Source organism: Bradyrhizobium canariense, assembly GCF_018130465.1.
GTDB lineage: Bacteria > Pseudomonadota > Alphaproteobacteria > Rhizobiales > Xanthobacteraceae > Bradyrhizobium > Bradyrhizobium canariense_C.
The window spans coordinates 15162-34803 of sequence record NZ_JAFCKJ010000014.1 but is presented as its reverse complement, the minus strand read 5'-3'; the positions used below and the strand labels follow the sequence as shown (position 1 = coordinate 34803).

At 65.2% G+C, this 19642-nt stretch carries 17 protein-coding genes; 9 read left to right on the top strand and 8 right to left on the bottom strand.

Annotated elements, in window-relative coordinates; translation table 11 throughout:
- Nucleotides 1–21: 21 nt before the first annotated feature.
- Both JQ591_RS28585 and JQ591_RS28580 read right to left on the bottom strand, forming a co-directional pair.
- A complete protein-coding gene (locus tag JQ591_RS28585) occupies nt 22–789 on the bottom strand; it encodes an SDR family oxidoreductase (RefSeq protein ID WP_211399346.1) in 768 nt (255 codons plus the stop codon).
- Between the two features lie 12 nt (nt 790–801).
- Nucleotides 802–2001: a mandelate racemase/muconate lactonizing enzyme family protein gene (locus JQ591_RS28580; protein WP_211399345.1), complete on the bottom strand. Its 1200-nt coding sequence runs from the start codon at nt 1999–2001 to the stop codon at nt 802–804.
- A gap of 181 nt (nt 2002–2182) precedes the next feature.
- Between JQ591_RS28580 and JQ591_RS28575 the strand changes: the two genes are divergently transcribed.
- Nucleotides 2183–2947, top strand: a complete 765-nt coding sequence (locus JQ591_RS28575; protein ID WP_211399344.1) for a GntR family transcriptional regulator — start codon at nt 2183–2185, stop codon at nt 2945–2947.
- A gap of 25 nt (nt 2948–2972) precedes the next feature.
- Nucleotides 2973–4337, top strand: coding sequence for an MFS transporter (locus JQ591_RS28570; RefSeq protein ID WP_211399343.1), 1365 nt, complete (start codon nt 2973–2975; stop codon nt 4335–4337).
- Nucleotides 4338–4387: 50 nt separating this feature from the next.
- Here the strand turns inward: JQ591_RS28570 and JQ591_RS28565 are convergent, their stop codons facing one another.
- The 5 genes from JQ591_RS28565 to JQ591_RS28545 all read right to left on the bottom strand — a co-directional run bounded on the left by JQ591_RS28565 (nt 4388) and on the right by JQ591_RS28545 (nt 10473).
- Nucleotides 4388–4624 (bottom strand): hypothetical protein, encoded by a 237-nt coding sequence (locus JQ591_RS28565; protein ID WP_211399342.1) that lies wholly within the window; start codon nt 4622–4624, stop codon nt 4388–4390.
- 98 nt (nt 4625–4722) lie between these two features.
- Complete coding sequence (locus JQ591_RS28560; protein WP_211399341.1) at nt 4723–5973, bottom strand: arsenic transporter; 1251 nt, start codon at nt 5971–5973, stop codon at nt 4723–4725.
- Between the two features lie 25 nt (nt 5974–5998).
- Nucleotides 5999–7294 (bottom strand): MFS transporter, encoded by a 1296-nt coding sequence (locus JQ591_RS28555; RefSeq protein WP_211399340.1) that lies wholly within the window; start codon nt 7292–7294, stop codon nt 5999–6001.
- 80 nt (nt 7295–7374) lie between these two features.
- Nucleotides 7375–7815: an EamA family transporter gene (locus JQ591_RS28550; RefSeq protein WP_211399339.1), complete on the bottom strand. Its 441-nt coding sequence runs from the start codon at nt 7813–7815 to the stop codon at nt 7375–7377.
- A 180-nt stretch (nt 7816–7995) separates the two neighbouring features.
- On the bottom strand, nt 7996–10473 hold the full coding sequence (locus JQ591_RS28545) for a PAS domain-containing hybrid sensor histidine kinase/response regulator (protein ID WP_211399338.1): 2478 nt from the start codon (nt 10471–10473) through the stop codon (nt 7996–7998).
- A gap of 213 nt (nt 10474–10686) precedes the next feature.
- Between JQ591_RS28545 and JQ591_RS28540 the strand changes: the two genes are divergently transcribed.
- From JQ591_RS28540 to JQ591_RS28525, 4 genes are all read left to right on the top strand, one after another.
- Nucleotides 10687–11757: a zinc-binding metallopeptidase family protein gene (locus tag JQ591_RS28540; RefSeq protein ID WP_211399337.1), complete on the top strand. Its 1071-nt coding sequence runs from the start codon at nt 10687–10689 to the stop codon at nt 11755–11757.
- Nucleotides 11758–11929: 172 nt separating this feature from the next.
- Nucleotides 11930–13945 (top strand): acetyl-CoA carboxylase biotin carboxylase subunit, encoded by a 2016-nt coding sequence (locus JQ591_RS28535; RefSeq protein ID WP_211399336.1) that lies wholly within the window; start codon nt 11930–11932, stop codon nt 13943–13945.
- A gap of 167 nt (nt 13946–14112) precedes the next feature.
- Complete coding sequence (locus JQ591_RS28530; RefSeq protein WP_211399335.1) at nt 14113–14979, top strand: isocitrate lyase/PEP mutase family protein; 867 nt, start codon at nt 14113–14115, stop codon at nt 14977–14979.
- Nucleotides 14976–15275 carry an acylphosphatase gene (locus JQ591_RS28525; protein WP_211399334.1) on the top strand — a complete coding sequence of 100 codons (300 nt, stop codon included), beginning with the start codon at nt 14976–14978 and terminating at the stop codon, nt 15273–15275. The genes JQ591_RS28530 and JQ591_RS28525 overlap by 4 nt, the downstream gene beginning before the upstream one ends.
- Nucleotides 15276–15283: 8 nt before the next feature.
- On the opposite strand, the gene JQ591_RS28520 is transcribed toward JQ591_RS28525, so the two are convergent.
- On the bottom strand, nt 15284–16804 hold the full coding sequence (locus JQ591_RS28520) for a PAS domain-containing sensor histidine kinase (RefSeq protein ID WP_211399333.1): 1521 nt from the start codon (nt 16802–16804) through the stop codon (nt 15284–15286).
- Nucleotides 16805–16958: 154 nt separating this feature from the next.
- Between JQ591_RS28520 and JQ591_RS28515 the strand changes: the two genes are divergently transcribed.
- Genes JQ591_RS28515 through JQ591_RS28505 form a run of 3 tightly spaced genes read left to right on the top strand, consistent with a single transcriptional unit; the run spans nt 16959 to nt 19631 of the window.
- Entirely contained in the window at nt 16959–17516 is a 558-nt protein-coding gene (locus JQ591_RS28515; protein WP_211399332.1) for a GbsR/MarR family transcriptional regulator, read from the top strand.
- Nucleotides 17517–17532: 16 nt separating this feature from the next.
- Nucleotides 17533–18198 carry a DUF4166 domain-containing protein gene (locus tag JQ591_RS28510; RefSeq protein ID WP_211399331.1) on the top strand — a complete coding sequence of 222 codons (666 nt, stop codon included), beginning with the start codon at nt 17533–17535 and terminating at the stop codon, nt 18196–18198.
- Nucleotides 18195–19631: a TIGR01777 family oxidoreductase gene (locus JQ591_RS28505; RefSeq protein ID WP_211399330.1), complete on the top strand. Its 1437-nt coding sequence runs from the start codon at nt 18195–18197 to the stop codon at nt 19629–19631. Before JQ591_RS28510 ends, JQ591_RS28505 begins: the two co-directional genes overlap by 4 nt.
- Nucleotides 19632–19642: the final 11 nt, after the last annotated feature.

The following is a 19642-nucleotide window of genomic DNA, read 5'->3' as shown; positions in this document are numbered from 1 at the left end:
GCTCCCTCAGCGTTTCGCGGCTCACATCGCAGCGATCATGCCGCCATCGATATAGATGATCTGGCCGTTGACATAGGTCGAGGCATCCGACGCCAGGAAGATCGCGGCGCCCACCAGCTCGTCCGGTCGGCCCCAGCGCTTGGAGGGAACGCGGCCCATCAGCCAGTTGTTGAAGTCGGTGTTGTTGACCAGCGCCTCGTTCATGTCGGTCAGCATATAGCCGGGGCCGATCGCGTTGGCCTGGATACCGTGCTGGGCCCATTCCACCGCCATCGAGCGGGTCAGGTTCTTGATGCCGCCCTTGGCGGCGGTGTAGGGCGCAATCGTGGGCCGCGCGAGCTCGCTGCCGAGCGAGCCGATATTGATGATCTTGCCGTGCTTGCGCGGGATCATGCGCTTGGCCGCCTCGCGGCCGATCACGAAGGCGCTGGTGAGGTTGGTCTCGATCACCTTGCGCCACTCGTCAGTGGTGAACTCCACCAGCGGCTTGCGGTGCTGGATGCCGGCATTGTTGACGAGAATGTCGACCGCGATGCCTTGTCTGTCGAAGTCGTTGAAGGCGGCGACGATCGCCGGCTCGTCGGTAACGTTGAAGGCGGCGCCTTCGGCCTGGTGGCCGGCGGCGCGAAACTCGGCGACGGCCTGCTCGACACGCTTGGGATCGACGCCGTTGATGATCAGCCTGGCGCCGGCCTTGGCCATGCCCTCGGCAATGGCGCGGCCGAGGCCGCGGGAGGAGCCGGTCACGAGCGCGGTGCGGCCGGAAAGGTCGAACAGGGCGGTGCTCATCTCAAAATATCCTCAGACGTTGGAACGGCGCACGGTCAGATCGGAGCGGTCGAATACGGCGGGCAGAAGGTCGACGCCGAGGCCGGGGCCTTCCATCGGATAGACAAAACCGTCCTTGATCGTGGGCATGGTGGTGACGAGCTCATTGTACCAGCCCTTGTAGAAGGCGCGCACCGATTCCTGGATCAGCGTGTTGGGCTGGCTGAACGACATGTGGATGGCGGCGATGAAGCCGATCGGGCCGATGCAGTCGTGCGGTGCGAAGGGCCGGTGATAGGTCTCGGCCATCGCCGCGATCTTGCGCCCCTCGGTGAGGCCGCCGGTCCAGCACAGATCCGCCATCACCACATGCATGGCGTCGCGGTCGAGCATGTCCTTGTAGGGGAAGCGCGAGCCCAGCGTCTCGCTGGCGCAGACCCAGACGTCGGTGCAGCGGGCGTATTCGGCCAGCGCCTGCGGCGAGTTCATCCGGATCGGGTCTTCGTACCAGGTCGGCTTGTAGGGCTCGAGCGCGCGCGCGATCTGTTTTGCGGTCGGCAGGTTCCAGAGCGAATGAAGCTCGACCATGATCTCCATCTTGTCGCCGACGGCTTTCCGGATCTTCTCGAACGGCTCGATCGCCTGCTTCATCTGCGCGGCGGAGATGTAGAGACCCTTGTTCTCCTGTGCCGCCGGATCGAATGGCCAGATCTTCATGGCGGAGATGCCGCTCTCCAGCAGATTCTCGGCAAGCGCGTCGGCGTGGTTCATGAAGCCGTCGAGGTCCTCGTAAGGACTCTTGGAACCACCGAGATTCCAGTTGGCGACCGGGCTGATATTGGTCGAGCGGACATATTGGGTGCCGGCGCAGGTGTTGTAGATGCGCTGCTTGTCGCGGCAGAGGCCGCCGAGCATCTGGTGCACCGGCTGATTGCAAACCTTGCCGAACAGGTCCCACAGCGCGATGTCGATCGCCGAGGCCGCGCGATATTCGACGCCGGTGGACGACTGCGCCATCGGCAGGTTCAGCATGTCGCGGTGAATCGCCTCGATGTGCAGCGGATTGCGGCCGAGCAGGCGGCCGGCAAAGGTGTCGTGGATCTGCGCCTCGACTGCGCCGGCGCCGTAGAAGGTTTCGCCGAGTCCGATCATGCCGGTGTCGGTGTGGACGCGCACCCAGATGACGTTGGAGAATTCTTCGGTGCGCAGCGTTTCGATCGACGTGATCTTCACGGCAATACTCCTCCCATCGCAGGCGCGCGCAGCGCCGTCTTGTTGTCATTCCGCACCGCAACATGGTGCGGGCACATGCGAAGTCTTACGCCTGCTTGTAATATATCACAACATGTTTTAAGGATATCACCAATAAGGCGCCGCCTTGCAACGACGGCGCGGGCCGAGGGGAGAGGACAACATGGCAACGCGCAAGCGCGCGCTCGAGGTGGTGAGGAACGGCGACGGCGAGGGCAAGCCCTCCCGGCGCAACCGCCTCAACTTCTTCGAGCTGGCCTATCAGAAGATCGAAGAGCTGCTCGTTCATTGCGAGCTCAAGCCCGGCCAGTTCATGACGATGCTGGAATTGCAGCACATCACCGGCTTCGGCCGCACGCCGGTTCATCACGCCGTCAATCGTCTCTCCGCCGATACATTGATCATCATCCGTCCGCGCCACGGTCTGCGCATTGCGCCGATCGATCTGGCGCGCGAGCGCATGCTGCTGGCCTTGCGCCGCGACATGGAGCGCTTCGTGATCCGGCTTGCGGCCGATCGCGCCAGCCTCTCGCACCGCAATCAGGCGCTGCACATCGAGCGTCTCTTGCGCGAGCGCCGCGCCACTCTGACCCTCGACGAGTTCAACAATATCGACCGCCGCATCGACGCTCTGGTGCTGGAGGCGGCAGGCGAACCGTTTCTGGTGCACACGCTGCGGCCCTTGCACACGCTGTATCGACGCATCGGCTATATCCACCACCGGTTCATGCCGGGACAGGCCGAACTGTCAGGCACGATTGATCATCACCTCGCCATTCTCGCTGCGGTCGCCAGCCGCCGCGTCGAGGACGCGGTCAAGGCGAGCGATGCATTGATCGACTACATGGGCGAGATGTTCACCGGCATGGAGGTGGGGATCGACCCGCGCCTGCTCGATTGCAGCATCGAGCCGCTGCTCGGCACGTAAAAGAGTTTTCAGGAGAGGACCAGACATGTCAACGATGGCGATGCCACAACCGACCGCGAGCGAAGCCGCGGTCCGCTACCTCATCACGAACTACAGTCCCAAGGGCAACAAGGTCGGCTGGCTGATGATGGCCTCGATCCTGGTCGAAGCCTGGGACCTCTATTCGATCGCCTTCGTGCTGATCTTCATCAAGGAGCAGTTCAATCCCGATCCGCTGATGCTGGGTCTGGCCGCCGCCGGTACGCAGGGCGGCGCCCTGATCGGTGCGCTGCTCGGCGGCTGGCTCTCCGACAAGATCGGCCGCCGCATCATGTTCCTGTCCACGATGGTGCTGTTCATCGTGCTGGCGCTGGCGCAGGCCTTCGTGCCCAATGTGTTCTGGCTCGTCGTGATCCGCTTCCTGCTCGGCATTCCGCTCGGTTCGGACATCTCGACCGGCTACACCTACATCATGGAATCCATGGCCAAGGGTGAGCGCGAGGTCATGGGCAACCGCTGGCAGTTCATGTTCGCGGTCGGTGAGGTCCTGACCATCGGCGTCATCGTGATCTTCCTGCTGCTCGACATCAACCACGAGACGCTGTGGCGGGTGACGCTCGGCCTTGGCGCGCTGCCGGCGCTGATCATCCTGGTCATGCGGCACGACGTGCCGGAGACGGCGGTGTGGCTGGTGCAGAAGGGCCGCTATCGCGAAGCCAAGCAGGTTGCGCGCGAGATGTTCAACGACGATCTCGCCATGCTGCCGGACCATGACGTGGAGGTGCCCAAGGTCTCCACCCGCGCCTTCCTTGCCGACCTCAGGAAGGATCCGATCCGCTGGCGCGCCACGATCTACGGCTGGATCGCCTGCTTCGCGCAAGCCAGCGAGTTCTCGACCTTCGCGTTCTACCTGCCGGTGCTCTTTGTCATGGTCGGCGTGTCGAGCGTGCTCGGCATCAATCTGGTGACGATGGCGCTGTTCTCCTTCGCCGCCGTGTCGGGCTGGGTCGGTCCGCTGCTGACGCCGAAGATCGGCCATCGCGGCATCTCGATCGCGGGCTTCTCGATCGTGCTTGTCTCGCTGCTGGTCGCGGCCTTCGCGCTCTACACCGACAACAAGATCCTGCTGCCGTTCGCGGCCGCCGCGATGCTGTGGGGCCATTATTGGGACGCGTCGAACTGCATGACGATCCCGACCATGGTCGCCAAGCCGAAATATCGCGGCACCGCCAGCGGCTTCGCCTACATGTTCGTGAAGCTGCCGTCGTTCCTGGCGATCTTCCTGTTCCCGACGGTGTTCGCTGCGATCGGGCAGGCGAATGCCACGCTGATGGTCGCGATCTTCCCGCTGATCGGATTGCTCGCCGCAATCTTCATCCTGCCGGAAGTCTACGGCTACGAGAACGATTGACGATGCGTGACCCGGTCGCGGCCGTCGTGGCCGCGATCGGGCTTCTCCTGCTACGGGCTCAGGAAGACGGGATCGATCCCGCTGCCATGACTGAGCAGGCCGATCGCCTGAAGCTGGGCACTGTGCAGGTCGATCTGCACGATGGCGAACAGGGTCAGCAGCACCACGACGGAGACGACAAGCAGGGGATGGGATGTCTCCCCTTGGCCTTCAGCGGGCGCGATGAAGCTCTGGATTTCGCGACGCAGGGAAAAGCTCTGCGGCAGCGCTTTTGATTGAATCTGCATGATGAACCTTCCTTCCCGCGCGGTATCAGGCTGCGCGACAAGTCCAAGTATAGGCCCGGCTTCAGCGGCGACATTGATGCGCCGCAAACTGCGCGTGATTACCTGATCGCGGCCGCAAGCGCCGCGATCAGGGCGGGCGGCGTCACCAGCAGTCCGAGCTTGAGGAACGGCCAGGCACCGACTTCGATCTTCTCCCGCCGCAGCGCCACCAGCCACAGGATGGTGGCGAGCGAACCGGTCACCGACAGATTGGGCCCGAGATCGACGCCGATCAGGATGGCGCTGACGACCGGCGCCGGCAAATGATCGCTGGCGGCGACCGAGCCTGCGACGAGACCGACGGGCAGATTGTTGGCGATGTTGTCGGCGATCGCGGTGGCGATGCCGACGCTCCAGGCCGCCTTCGTCACGGATTGCCCGACGGCTTCATGCAGCAGCGCGCTGAGCTGCCCGATCACGCCGGTCTTGATCAGCGCTTCCACCATCACGAACAGCCCGCCGACCAGCGGCAGCACGCTCCAGGAGACGCCGTGCAGCACCGGCAGCGGCGATTGCCGGCTGACCAGCAGCACGATCGCGGCGGTCACCACGCCGCAGACGAAGGTCGGCAGGCCCAATTGCTTGTCCAGCGCGGAGGCCGTGACCAGCACGACGCCGATCGCCACGATGCCGATTGCGGTGAGCTTGCCGCCGCGGCCGAGCTTTGGATGCGGCACGTTGCGCGCGATCGTCTCTTCCTTCAGGGGGCGGTGCTGGGTCAGGCGCAGCACGACATAGGTCAGCAGGATCGAGGCCGCCGAGGGCAGGGCGAACAGGCGCAGCCATTCGGTGAGCGCAGGCATGTGCGCCCCGAACACGACGAGATTGGCCGGGTTGGAGATCGGCAGCACGAAGCTGGCGGCGTTGGCGATGAAGGCGCAGACGAACAAATAAGGCAGCGGCTTGGCGCCGGCCGCGCGCGTCGCGGCATAGACCGCGGGCGTCAGCACGATCGCGGTGGCGTCGTTCGAAAGCAGGACGGTGACGAGCGTGCCGACGATGTAGATCAGCAGGAACAGCCGCTGCGGCGAGCCGCCGGCATATTCCACGGCAAGCGCTGCGAGGTAGTCGAACAGGCCCTCGAGCCGCGCCAGCTCGGCGATCAGCATCATGCCGATCAGGAAGAGATAGACATCGACGCCTTTCTCGATGCCCGTCAACGCATCCCGCCACGGCAGCAAGCCGAGCAACACCAGCGCGCCGGCGCCGATGACGGCCCAGATCGCCTCCGGCAGGCGAAAGGGCCGGATGATGACGCCTGCGGTCGCGGCGACGATGATGCTCCAGGCCCAGATGGCGTCAGACGGCACGGTCAGTCCTCGAAATGGAAAGGCTTCATTCGGCAGCGATAGCGGAAGCTGCCGCCGCTGTCTTCCCCCGGGGGCGCAGATCGCCGTCTGTGATTTGCCGCGTCTCGGGCAGCGCGACAAAACAGACGGCGGCGCCGATCGCGGCCAACACACCGAGCGTGAGGAACGCCGCGCTGTAACCCGCGCCAACCACGACGAAGCCGGCGAGCGTCGTCGACAGCGCCGCGCCAATGCTCTGGGCGGTGATGACGGCGCCTTGCGCGACGTTGAACCGGCCGGTGTTGCGCATGAGATCGGCGACGATGACGGGGAAGATCGCGCCAAAAATGCCGGCACCGACGCCGTCGAGAAGCTGCACGCCGACCAGCCAGAACGGATTGTCCGAAAGCGTATAGAGCGCTCCCCGAAGCGGCAGGATCAGGAGCGCGGCGAGGAAGAAGCGCTTGTGGCCCCAGCGGTCGGCCTTCGCGCCCACCAGCATCGCGAACGGCACCATCACCAATTGCGCCGCGACGATGCAGGCCGACATCAGGCTGGTGCCCGTGTTCTTGTCTTGCAAGGCGAGCTTTTGCCCGACAAGCGGCAGCATCGCGGCGTTGGAGAGATGAAAGAGCAGGACACAGATCGCGAAGACGAGCAGGGGACGACAGGTCAGGAGTACACTGAGGCCGGAGGCATGTTCGGGCCGCTCGTTCGCGTCTGCGTCGTCGAGCCCGCGGGCGAGATCGTGATCGATCGCGCGGGCGGGGATCGCAAGGATGCTGACGAGGCTCGCGACCGCCATGGCGCCGAGAAGGTAGAACACGACGGTCGGGCCGAACCAATAGGCGGAGAGACCTGCGAGCCCGGCTGCGACCGCATTGCCCGCGTGATTGAATGTCTCGTTGCGGCCGATCCGCCGGGTGAAGGCGGCATGGCCGAAGATGCCGAGCGAGACCGCGGCGATCGCCGGCGGAAACACCACGGCGGCAGCCTGCGCGATGCCTTGCGAGATCGCAACTGCCAGGAAGCCTGGAAACAGCGGCAGCGACAACGAGGCGAACGTCACCATGATGGCGGCGATCACCATCACCAGCCGCTTGGACCGCGTCGCATCGACCAGCGCTCCGGCCGGCGTCTGCGCCACGATGCCGGCGATCGTCGCGATCGACATGACAAGGCCGATGCGCGCTTCGTCCCACCGTTGCTCGGTGAGGAGATAGACGGCGAGATAGGGACCGAGCCCGTCGCGAACGTCGGCGAGGAAGAAATTGGCCGCATCCAGCGCGCGCCCGGCACGCCTTGCCTGATCGGGGTCGTCATCGGGGTTTCGGCTCGACATCGGTCTCTCGATCGAGGCTCAAATTCGCCCCGGCAGCAACCGTCGTGATGCCGGCCTGGTTCCACGGATCGGAGGGCTCCTCAAAACTTGACCGCCAGCAGCACCGCGCCGGCGCCGATCATGGCGATGCCGACCCAGCCTTGGGCCGTCGGCCGCTCGCCGAGAAAGGCGAATGCGAACAGGGCCACGAGCACGACGCTGAGCTTGTCGATCGGCGCCACCAGCGTGGCGGGGCCGAGCTTCAGCGCGCGAAAATAACATAGCCATGACGCACCGGTCGCAAGTCCCGACAGCACCAAGAATAGCCAGGTCTTCGACGAGACTTCTGACGGCACGGCGAATTGCCCTGTGAAGACCAGCAGCACCGAGAAGGCAAGCAGTACCACGATGGTGCGGATGAACGTCGCCAGATCCGGATTGATGTTCTCGACACCGATCTTGGCGAAGATCGCAGTCAGCGCCGCAAAGCAGGCGGAGAGCAGCGCCCAAATCTGCCAGGCGGAGAGGAAGGCGGGTTTCACGAGCGTCTTACTTTCGTTTGGTCGTCGTGCGGATCGCAGCTTGCCAAGTCCCCAGCCGTCGTCCCGGCGAAGGCCGGGACCCATAACCCCAGGGAGGAGTTTTGCGAAGAACGACGTTGCTTGTGCCACAAGAGAGATCACGCGGTATGGGTCCCGGCCTTCGCCGGGACGACAAGAAGCTCACCGCGTCACCGACAGCTTTGTCGTGATCGCCTTGCGCAAAATGCGCGACAGCGATTCCACCGAATACGGCTTCTGGATCAGCTCGAAACCGCGATGGGCGTTCTCGGCGAGAACGTTGCTGTAACCAGAGGTGAGCACGACGGGCAGCCCCGGATAGCGTTCGCGGATGATGCCGGCGAGCTCGACGCCGTTCATGCCGGGCATGATGACGTCGGAGAAGACCAGGTCGACGGCGAACTCGTTCTCGCCGAGGATGGCGAGAGCCGCATTGGCGTTGGCGACGCGGCGGACGACATAGCCGAGGTCTTCCAGGAGCTCCGTGGAGAAGCGGCCGACCTCGTCATCGTCTTCCACCACCAGCACGCGATAGCCGCGCCCGGTGGCCGCGGCCTCATAGGTCAGCGCTGCGGCTTCCTGATCCGTCGCGGGGCTCTGCGCCTGCGGCAGATAGATGGTGAAGGTCGCGCCTTCACCCTGCGTGCTCGTCACGGCGATGTCGCCCTCGGACTGCTTCGCGAAGCCGAAGGCCTGGCTCAGGCCGAGGCCGGTGCCCTTGCCGACCTCCTTGGTGGTGAAGAACGGTTCGAAGATGGTCTCGATGTTTTCCGGCGCGATGCCGCTGCCGGTGTCGGCGACCGAGATCGCGACATAGTCGCCGCCGCGCGCCGATTGCGCGCGCAGGCTGGGGATGCCCTGAACTTTCCGGACTGCGATGGTGAGGCGGCCTTCGCCGTCCATGGCGTCGCGGGCGTTGATGGCGAGGTTGATCAGCGCGGTCTCGAATTGCGCGATATCGGCGACCGTGAAGCAGTCGCCATCATGAACCTCCACCGCGATTTCGATGCGGCCACCGACCAGCGGGCGGACCAGTTGCGCGACGCCTTCAACCTGGCTGCCGACGTTGAAGATCTGCGGTTTCAACGGCTGCCGCCGTGCAAACGCCAGCAGCTGGGCGGTCAGCTTGGAGGCACGCTCGACGGTGTCGGAGATGGCATCGACATAGCGGCGGCGGCGCTCCTCCGGCAGTTCGCGGCGGCGCAGGAAATCAGTGGCCGAGCGGATGATGGTGAGCAGATTGTTGAAGTCGTGCGCGACGCCGCCGGTGAGCTGGCCGATCGCCTCCATCTTCTGCGATTGCCGCAGCGCTTCCTCGCCGCGGCGGCGCTCGGTGATGTCCACCGCCTCGGGCACCGCGCCGGTGATGTTGCCGTGGCGGTCGAGCACCGGGCGCATGCCGAACTCGAAATCGCGCTCGCCGACGGGAAGGCGCAGGCGCATCTCCAGCCGCACGGCTTCGCCTTTGAGCACGGTGTCGAAGGCCTCGCGCACCCGCGCGCTCATGCCCTCCGTCGTGCTGAACCAGGGCGTCTGCCACAACGGCTTTCCAATCACGTCCGCAGAGCTCGCCTTGATGGCGTCGAGCACGGTCGTGTTGGCGTAAAGCAGCTCGCCCCTGAGATTGACGAGGCCCTGATACTGGTTGCTGGTCTCCAGGATCGCACGCAGCCGCGCCTCGTTGGATTCGAGCTCGGCGGTGCGCTGGACGATGCGTTCTTCCAGCGTCTCGTTGAGCTGCCGGAGCTCGATCTCGGCCTGCTTGGCCACCGTGATGTCATGGGCGACGCCGATGAAGCCGATGTGCCTGCCGGTCGGGTCCCAGCGCGGCTGCGATTCCGAACGCAGCCAGCGCCATTCGCCGTCGGCGTTCTTGTAGCGGGCTTCCAGCACGAACGGTTTGAGCGATGCTTCACCCTGGACGGACTGCTGCAGCACATGCGGCAGGTCGTCCGGATGCAGCACCTTGCGCCAGTCGAAGGCAATCGCCTGGTCGTAGGGCAGGCCGACGAAATCGACATAGGCCTGGTTGGCAAAGGACCGTGTGCGGTCGAGTTTCGTGACCCAGATCGGCACCGGCGCGCTGTCGGCGATCAGCCGGAAGCGCTCCTCGCTCTCGCGCAGGGTCTCGCGCACCAGCATCTGGTCGGTGACGTCGATATGGGCGCCCACGAGGCGGATGGCGCGGCCGTCGCCGTCGCGCTCGATCTTGGCGACGACGCGGATCCAGCGGGTCTCGCCGTCGCTCGGACGGATGATGCGGTATTCGGCGGTGTAGTCTTCGCTGGTGCCGGCCAGCGCCTCGAGGAAATGTCTGACGGTCGCGTCCCGGTCGTCGGGATGAATGCGATTGATCCAGTCCTCGTGCGACTCGTCGGCGGCCTCAGGCGGCAGGCCGTGGAGCATCAGATATTCCGGCGAACGGCGGTTCTTGAAGCCTTCGCGGAAGTCGACCTCGAGACCGCCGACCTTGCCGATGCGCTGGATGCGCGCTAGCTCGGCTTCGCGCTCCTGGAGCGCGCGATAGGCGTTGTCGCGCTCGCGCGCGACGTCTTCCAGGTGCTGGCGCAGCCTTTCGGCGGCGATGGTCTCGGGCAAAGGATCGTTCAAGGCGTTGGCCGTTGTGATGCGAGAGCGCACGTGGCGGACCGATATTCACACAGACGAAGCGTGAAGGCCATTGCTCAAAGGGAATATGGAAAGAAAGGCGTCGCCGAATGCAGTGTGGTTGGTATGAACGAACGCCGGGTCTGGCTATTTGTTCCGAACATTGGAACGATGAGCCCCCGCGCGCGTATCTGCGAGGCGCCACAACTTTCATTCAAAAAACTCCCATTCCGAAGAGGCTAAATCTTGAAGCTCTTTGTCTGCCAGGCCTGCGGCAACGTCCTGTATTTCGAGAACCGCGCCTGCGAACGCTGCGGCCATCGGGTCGCCTTCCTACCCGAAAAGGAGACGATGTCAGCGATCGAGCCCGACGGCGAGGTCTGGGCCACGCTCGCCGACAAGGGCAGGGGACGCATGCCGTGCCGCAATGCCGAATATGATTCCTGCAACTGGCTGACGGATGCAGGTGATACCACCGGCTATTGCCGCGCCTGCCGCCACAACGGCATCGTGCCGGACCTGTCGGATCAGGCGCAACTCGCCGGCTGGCGCGAGCTGGAGGTGGCGAAGCACCGGCTGTTCTATTCCCTGATCCGCTGGAAGCTGCCGCTCCAGACCCGGCAGGACAATCCCGAACACGGCCTGATCTTCAATTTCCTCGCCGACGATCCGCAGAGCGGGCAGAAGGTTCTGACTGGCCACGACAACGGCCTGATCACGATCGCGCTGACCGAGACCGACGACATCGAGCGCGAGCGGCGCAGGCTGGAGATGGGCGAGCCCTACCGGACGCTGCTTGGGCATTTCCGCCACGAGGTCGGGCACTATTTCTGGGACGTGCTGGTGCGCGACGGCGGCAAGCTGGACGAATGCCGCGCCGTGTTCGGCGACGATTCCGCCGATTACGGCCAGGCCTTGCAGCGCCACTATGCCGAAGGCGCGCCGCCGGACTGGCAGCAGAACTACGTCTCGGCCTATGCGACCATGCATCCCTGGGAGGATTTCGCCGAAACCTGGGCGCACTATCTCCACATCGTCGACACCCTGGAGATGGCCTCCGAGTTCGGCATGGAGGTGCGCCCCAAGGTCGACCGCGACGGGGAGTTGACGACGCGCATCCGCTTCAACCCTTACGAGGCGAGGGACGTCGAGGCGATCGTCAACGCATGGCTGCCCTTCACCTTCGCCATGAACAGCGTCAACCGCGCCATGGGCATGCGCGACCTCTATCCGTTCATCCTCTCGCCGACCGTTGTCGACAAGCTCGGCTTCATTCACGGCCTGGTCCGGAACGTGGCCAAGCCCGGGAAGCCGTAGCCCGTCCGGGGCCCGCCAGGCCCGTTTCGGTCTTGCGCTGGTACGCCAGAGGACCCGGATTTTGACCGTTGCCTCCGGCCGATTTTGATGTACCACGGGAGCCACACGGCCCATCCCATAGGCCCCAACGGCCAGGGATGGGTCCCGCCCAAGGTCGAGACTCAAGAAAAGCATGTTCAAACGCATTCTGATCGCCAATCGCGGTGAAATCGCCTGTCGGGTCATCAAGACCGCTCGCCGCATGGGAGTTCAAACGGTCGCGGTTTATTCCGAGGCCGACCGCGACGCCCTCCATGTCGAGATGGCCGACGAGGCCGTGCTGATCGGCCCGCCGGCCGCGGCCGAGAGCTATCTGGTGATCGAGAAGATCGTGGAGGCCTGCCGCAAGACGGGCGCCGAGGCCGTGCATCCCGGTTACGGCTTCCTGTCCGAGCGCGAGGCGTTTCCGCGTGCGCTAGAGGCGGCCGGTATCGTCTTCATCGGCCCCAACCCGGGCGCGATCGCGGCGATGGGCGACAAGATCGAATCCAAGAAGGCCGCCGCGAAGGCAAAAGTCTCGACCGTGCCCGGCTATCTCGGCGTCATCGAGGATGCCACGCACGCGGTCAAGATCGCCGACGAGATCGGTTATCCCGTGATGATCAAGGCCTCTGCCGGCGGCGGCGGCAAGGGCATGCGCATCGCGCATTCGACGTCCGAGGTCGCAGAGGGATTCAACCTCGCCAAGGCCGAGGCCAAGGCCTCGTTCGGCGACGACCGCGTCTTCGTCGAGAAGTTCATCGTCGACCCCCGCCACATCGAGATCCAGCTGCTGGGCGACAAGCACGGTAACGTGATCTATCTCGGCGAGCGCGAATGCTCGATCCAGCGCCGCAACCAGAAGGTCATCGAGGAAGCGCCGTCGCCGTTGCTCGACGAAGCCACCCGCCGCAAGATGGGCGAGCAGGCGGTCGCACTCGCCAAGGCCGTGAATTACGACTCTGCCGGCACCGTCGAATTCGTCGCGGGGCAGGACAAGAGCTTCTACTTCCTGGAGATGAACACGCGCCTCCAGGTCGAGCATCCCGTCACCGAACTCGTCACCGGCGTCGACCTCGTCGAGCAGATGCTCCGCGTCGCCGCCGGCGAGAAGCTCGCGATCACGCAGAAGGACGTCACGCTGACGGGCTGGGCCGTGGAGTCGCGCCTCTACGCCGAAGACCCGTTCCGCAACTTCCTGCCCTCGATCGGGCGCCTGGTGAAATACCGTCCGCCGGCGGAAGCGAGCCAGGACGGCATCACCGTGCGCAACGACACCGGCGTGCAGGAAGGCGGCGAGATCTCGATCCACTACGATCCGATGATCGCCAAGCTCGTCACCCACGCGCCGTCGCGCGCGGCCGCGATCGAGGCGCAGGCGACCGCGCTGGACTCGTTCTATGTGGACGGTATCCGTCACAACATCCCGTTCCTGTCGGCGCTGATGCATCATCCGCGCTGGCGCGAAGGCCGGCTCTCCACCGGCTTCATCGCCGAGGAATTCCCCAAGGGCTTTGCCGTGCGCGTGCCGGAAGGCGAGGTCGCGCGGCGGCTTGCGGCGGTCGGCGCCGCCATCGATCACGTGCTCGGCGAGCGCAAGCGGCAGATCTCGGGGCAGATGGGTGGCCGCATCGTGCAGCGCGAGCGTCGCCGTGCGGTCTGGCTCGACCGCCAGGAAATCCTGCTGGAGGTCGCGCGCGAGGGCGAGGCGGTCGCGGTGCGTTTCGTCGATGCCGACGGCAAGGCCGGCAATTCGCATTTGTTGCAGTCGCCGTGGAAGCCGGGCGATCCGGTCTGGCAGGGCACCATCGACGGGCACATCGTCGCGGTGCAGGTGCGCCCGATCGCGAACGGCATCCGCCTCGCGCATCAGGGCGTCGAGGTGCCGGTCTATGTCTGGACCGAAGCGGAAGCAGCCTCGGCGCGGCTGATGCCGGTGACCACGGCTGCCGACACCGGCAAGAAGCTGCTCTGTCCGATGCCCGGTCTCGTGGTCTCGATCGCGGTGACCGAAGGGCAGGAAGTCAAGGCGGGCGAGACGCTCGCAGTGGTCGAAGCCATGAAGATGCAGAATGTGCTGCGCGCCGAGCAGGACGGCACGGTGAAGAAGATTCACGCCAGCGCCGGCGCGACGCTCGCGGTGGACGCGCTGATTTTGGAATTTGCGTAGGGGCCTCAATGTCGTCCTGGCGAAAGCCAGGACCCATTACCCCAGGGAGTAGTTGTTGACGGCGATGGTGGCCGTCATTCTCTGTCACCATATCCAATTGTGGTAATGGGTCCTGGCTTTCGCCAGGACGACGGCGGGACGCAATTCGCACTAACCGAGACATCACCATGGCCTTTCGTTCCCGTCGCGAAAAACTGCGATCGATCCTGTCGGGCGGGACTTGCGTCCATCCCGGCTCGGTCTACGACGCCATCTCGATCCGTATCGCCGAGGATCTCGGTTTCCCGCTCGGCATGTTCGGCGGCTCGGTGGCTTCGCTCGCGGTGCTCGGCGACCCCGACATCACGCTGATCACGCTCACCGAGCTTGCCGAGCAGATGCGGCGGATGTCGCGTGCGGCGGCACTTCCGGTGCTGGTCGATGCCGATCACGGCTATGGCAATGCGCTCAACGTGCGCCGCACGGTGCAGGAGCTGGAGACGGCGGGCGCCGCCGGCCTCACCATCGAGGACACGCTGCTGCCGGCGGGCTTCGGCGAAACGAAGACGCAGCTGATCTCGCTGGAGGAGGGCGTCGGCAAGATGAAGGCGGCACTCGACGGCCGCGGCGATCCCTCGCTCGTCATCATGGGTCGCACCGGTGCGGCCTCGATCAGCTCGATCGAGGATGCGATCCGCCGCGCCAGGGCCTATGAGGCCGCCGGCGTCGATGCGCTGTTCTTCACCGGCATCAAGTCGCGCGCCGAGCTCGAGGCGGTCGCATCCGCCACGCACCTGCCGATCGTGCTCGGCGGCGCACCGGAGGAATTGAACGTGCTCGATTATCTCACTGGCCAGCGCGTGCGCATCGCGCTCCAGGGCCACGCGCCGATCGCGGCCGCGACGCAGGCCGTCTACGAGACGCAGAAGGCGCTGCGCGACGGCACTGCGCCGAAGAATCTTAGAGGTCTCCCATCGTCGGACCTGACCAGCCGCGTCATGCGCGAAGCCGACGTCAAGGCGCGCAGCGCCGATGTTCTCGGATTGAAAAAATGAGCCGGGCGATCCTCCAGGTCATGATCCGCGGCCGCGTGCAGGGCGTCGGCTATCGGGCCTGGGTCGAGTACCAGGCGACGACGTGCGGTCTCGAAGGCTGGGTCCGCAACCGCCGCGACGGCAGCGTCGAAGCGCTGTTCGCGGGATCGCCGAACCACGTCGCCGACATGGTTGCGCTGTGCCGACACGGCCCGCCGTCCTCGCGCGTAGACAGCGTCACCAGCGAGACGGCCGACGTCGATGAGCTGAACTTGCGCCGGGCAGGGGAGGCGTTCTCGGTGTTGCCGACGGTCTAGCTGAAGAATCACCGCGGCAGCTTGGCGATCGCTTCGCTCAATTCGTGGATCTCGTAGGGCTTGCGCAGGATCGGGAAATCGCCGCGCACGCCGGCGGCGACGTCGCTGTAGCCGGTGGCGAGCAGGATCGGCAGGCCGGGGCGGATCTGGCGGAGGTGATGGGCGAGGCTGAGCCCGTCCATCTTGCCGGGCATGACGATATCCGAGAACACGAAATCGACGCCGTTCTCCTCGATCTCGTGCAAGGCGGCTTCGGCGTCCGCGACCCGGCGCACCTGATAGCCGAGCTGCTCCAGAAGACCGATGCTGACGGCGGCGACGTCCGGATTGTCCTCGACCAGCAGCACCGTGCCGCTGCCGTGGAACGCCGGTTCTGCCGCCGCCTCGCGCGATGGTGCGTCTTCTCCGCGCGGCAGGAGGATTGTGAAGGTCGTACCCTTGCCGAGCGTGCTCGCGACCCGCACCGTGCCGTCGGCCTGGTGAGCGAAGCCGTGCACCTGGGAGAGACCGAGGCCAGTGCCTTTTCCGATAGGCTTGGTCGTGAAGAACGGCTCGAAGATCTTGTCGAGAACGTCGGAGGGAATCCCGAGTCCGGTATCGGTGATGTCGATCGCGACGAATTCGCCGGCGAGGGGGGGCTCGTCGAGCACGAGATTGCGCGCACCGATCGTCACCGTGCCGCCGTCGGGCATCGCGTCGCGGGCGTTGATGACGAGGTTGAGCAGCGCGGTCTCGAGCTCGGAGACGTCGGTCCTGATCGGCCAAATCTCGCGGCTGACGTCGAAGGCCAGGCCCACGGAGCTGCCAACGCCGGCATCGAGCACCTCGCGGATCGCCTCGATGCGGTCGGCCAAGTCGATCGCCTGCGGATTGACGCTCTGCCGTCGTGCGAAGGTGAGGAGCTGGTTGGTCAGCGCCGCGCCGCGCTTGGTGGCGGTCTCGATGGCCGAGATCGCGCGCTGAAGCTTGGCTTCGTCGTCGGCCCCTCGCTTCAGCATGTGGAGGCTGCCGCTGATGATCATCAGGAGATTGTTGAAGTCGTGGGCGACTCCGCCGGTGAGCTGGCCGAGCGCATCGAACTTCTGGGATTCGGCGAGCTGCTTCTGCATCGCCTCGAGCTTGATCTGGGTGTTGCGGCGCTCGGTGATGTCGCGCGTGATTTTGGCGAAGCCGACCAGGACGCCGTCCTCAAAGATCGGATCGATCACGACGCTCGCCCAGAAGAAGGTGCCGTCCTTGCGGACGCGCCAGCCTTCCTCCTCGTAGCGGCCCTTTTCCCGCGCGATGCCGAGCGCACGGGCGGGCCTGCCGTTGGCGCGGTCGGTCTCGGTGTAGAAACGTGAAAAGTGCTGGCCGAGGATCTCCCCGGGAGAATAGCCCTTGATGCGCTCGCCGCCGATGTTCCAGCTGGTGATGATGCCGGTGGGATCCAGCATGTAGAGGGCGTAGTCGGCTACTCCTTCAACCAACAGGCGGAAACTGCGTTCGCTCTCGAACAAGTCTCTCTGCTGACTGACCTTCTCGACCATTCCCGGACCCTGCCTCGACGGGAGCAAACGCCGCAGGTGGCGGGTTGTTCCCCGAGCCTGGAACATTTTTAAGCAATATCGCGAGCCGGTATGCAGGGCGCAAGCCAGCCGATTGCTCCTTGACAGTCGGTCGCGTCCGTCAGATATTTCTGTTATGACAGAAATAACCGGAAAGAAGAAACTCCCAGCCGCGGTCGAACGCTTCATCCTGCATTGGGGTGACATGGGAGACGGCTGGGGCGTCAATCGCTCGGTCAGCCAGATCCACGGGCTGCTCTATCTCACCGAAGCGCCGATGACGGCGGAGGACATTGCCGACACGCTCGGCATGGCCCGCTCCAACGTCTCCAACTCGCTCAAGGAGCTGCTTGCCTGGAACCTGATCCGGCGCGTCCCGATCCTCGGCGATCGCCGCGACCATTACGAGGCCGAGACCGACATCTGGGAGGTCGCTGCCAGAATCGCGGCGCGGCGCAAGGAGCGGGAGCTTGATCCGGCGATCACAGCGCTGAGGGCCTGCGTGTCCGATGCCGCCGACGATCCGACCATCAATCCGGTCGCGAGCAAACGGCTGAAGGAGATGCTCGCCTTCACCGAACTCGCCGACCACTGGTTCATGCAGATGCTGAAGGTGCCGCGGCCGCGGCTGGCCGCCTTGATGCGGCTTGGCGAGAAGATCGCCAACCTGCTGCCGCTGGGCAAGGCCAAATAGTTCTGAGGAGGGTGCGATGACGTCGGCTCGATTATCAGGCTCCAACGCAGCTCCCTCCGCTCACATCAAACTGCTCGACGATCGCCGCTTCCGCGCGCTGCTGTCGGACGAGGATTGGGGCCGGCTGCCGCTGGCGACCTGGCGGCGCTTTTCGAAACGCGTCGCCGACGGCGACAGCGTCGTCTATGTCGGCGTGGTCGACGAGATCGGCTTCAGCGATATCGGCTGGTGGTTCGCCCAAGCCGCGCGCCTGATCGGCGGCCCATTGCCGACCGGCCGCGACACCGGCGTCCCCATGATCGTCACGGTGACGGAAGATGCCGGGGGCGGCGGCCAGACCTGGACGCGCATCTGCGCGCGCAAGCGCGGCTTTCCGCAAGTGATCCATTCCGCCAAGCGTTTTGCCGGCCCGACCGGGCTCGAGGAATATGTCGGCTTCGGCGTCTCGATGGCGCTCCGCATCGCGGTCGAGGACCAGACGCTGACGTTTCGCAGCGCCGGCTACGGCCTCCAGCTTGGACGCCTGTGGATTCCGCTGCCGCGATGGCTGACCCCGGGCGATCTCACGGTGACGCACAGCGACCTGGGCGAGGGCGCGTTCCGCTTCACCCTCGATCTCGTCCATCCGCGTTACGGCGCGCTGATCCACCAGTCCGCCACGTTCAGGGAGGCCGTGTCATGACACAGCTCATGTGGACGCTCATCGCCATCCAGATCGTGATGGGCGTGTTCGACACCTTCTATCATCACGAATTCACCGAGCGCCTGGCCTGGCGCCCGTCGCAGCGTTTCGAATTGAAGCTGCACGGCATCCGCAACATGCTCTATGCGCTCCTGTTCCTGCTGCTCGGCTGGCTCGAGGTCCATGGCGTGCTGGCGCTGCTGATCGTCGCGGTGCTGGGGGCCGAGATCGTCATCACCCTGATGGATTTCGTCGAGGAGGATCTGAGCCGAAAACTGCCGCCGAGCGAGCGGATCAATCACACGCTGCTCGCGATCAATTACGGCGCCATCCTGGTGCTGCTGCTGCCGGTGCTGATCGATTGGACCATGCAGCCGTTCGGCGTGACAGTCGTGTACCAGGGCCTGCTCAGCATCGCCGCGACGGCGTGTGCGGTCGGCGCGGCGCTGTGCGGTGTCAGGGATTTTGCGGCGATGCGCCGGCTCGGCCGCATGAAAAGCGTTCCAGCGCATGGACTCGTCGAAAAGCTGTCCGGCCCCAAGACCGTGCTGATATCAGGCGCCACCGGCTTCATCGGCAGCCGCCTTGCGGCAAGCCTCAGCGGGGCAGGGCATCACGTCATCGCGCTGATCCGCAATCCCGCGAAGGCCGAGATGCTGCCGCCGCCGGTCACGCTGATCACCAGCCTCGATCAGCTCGCATCGGACACGCCTATCGACGCCATCGTCAATCTCGCCGGCGAGCCGATCGGCAACGGCCTGTGGACCGAGGCGAAGCGCGCGAAGATCCTCAGCTCGCGCATCGACATGACCGGCGAGATCGTAAAATTGATCGCGCGGCTCGAGCGCAAGCCCGAGGTGCTCGTCAGCGGCTCCGCGATCGGCTGGTACGGCCTGTGGGCCGACCAGGTGCTGACGGAATCGGCGAAGTCTCATGCGTGCTTCAGTCACGAGCTGTGCGCGGCCTGGGAGACGGCGGCACGGCCGGCAGGGGAGCTTGGCGTCCGCGTCGTCAATTTGCGCATCGGCCTTGTCCTCGGCACGGAAGGCGGCTTCATCACGCGCATGCTGACACCGTTCGAGTTCGGGCTCGGAGGCCCGCTCGGTACCGGGCGGCAGTGGATGTCCTGGATCGAGCGCGACGATCTGATCCGGCTGATCGCCTATGTGATCGCGACGCCCGATCTCACCGGGCCCGTCAACGCCACCGCGCCGATCCCGGTCACCAACGCGAAATTCACGGAAGAACTTGGCCGCCGGCTGCATCGGCCGGCGGTGTTTCGCATTCCCGGCGGCCTGCTGCGCCGGATCGGCGGCGGCTTCGCCGACGAGCTTCTGCTCGGCGGCCAGCGCGTGCTGCCGAACAAGGCGCTGAGCCGCGGCTTTGTGTTCCGGCACGAGACGCTGCGCAGTGCGTTCGAGGCGATCTTGTAAAGCCGCGCGGC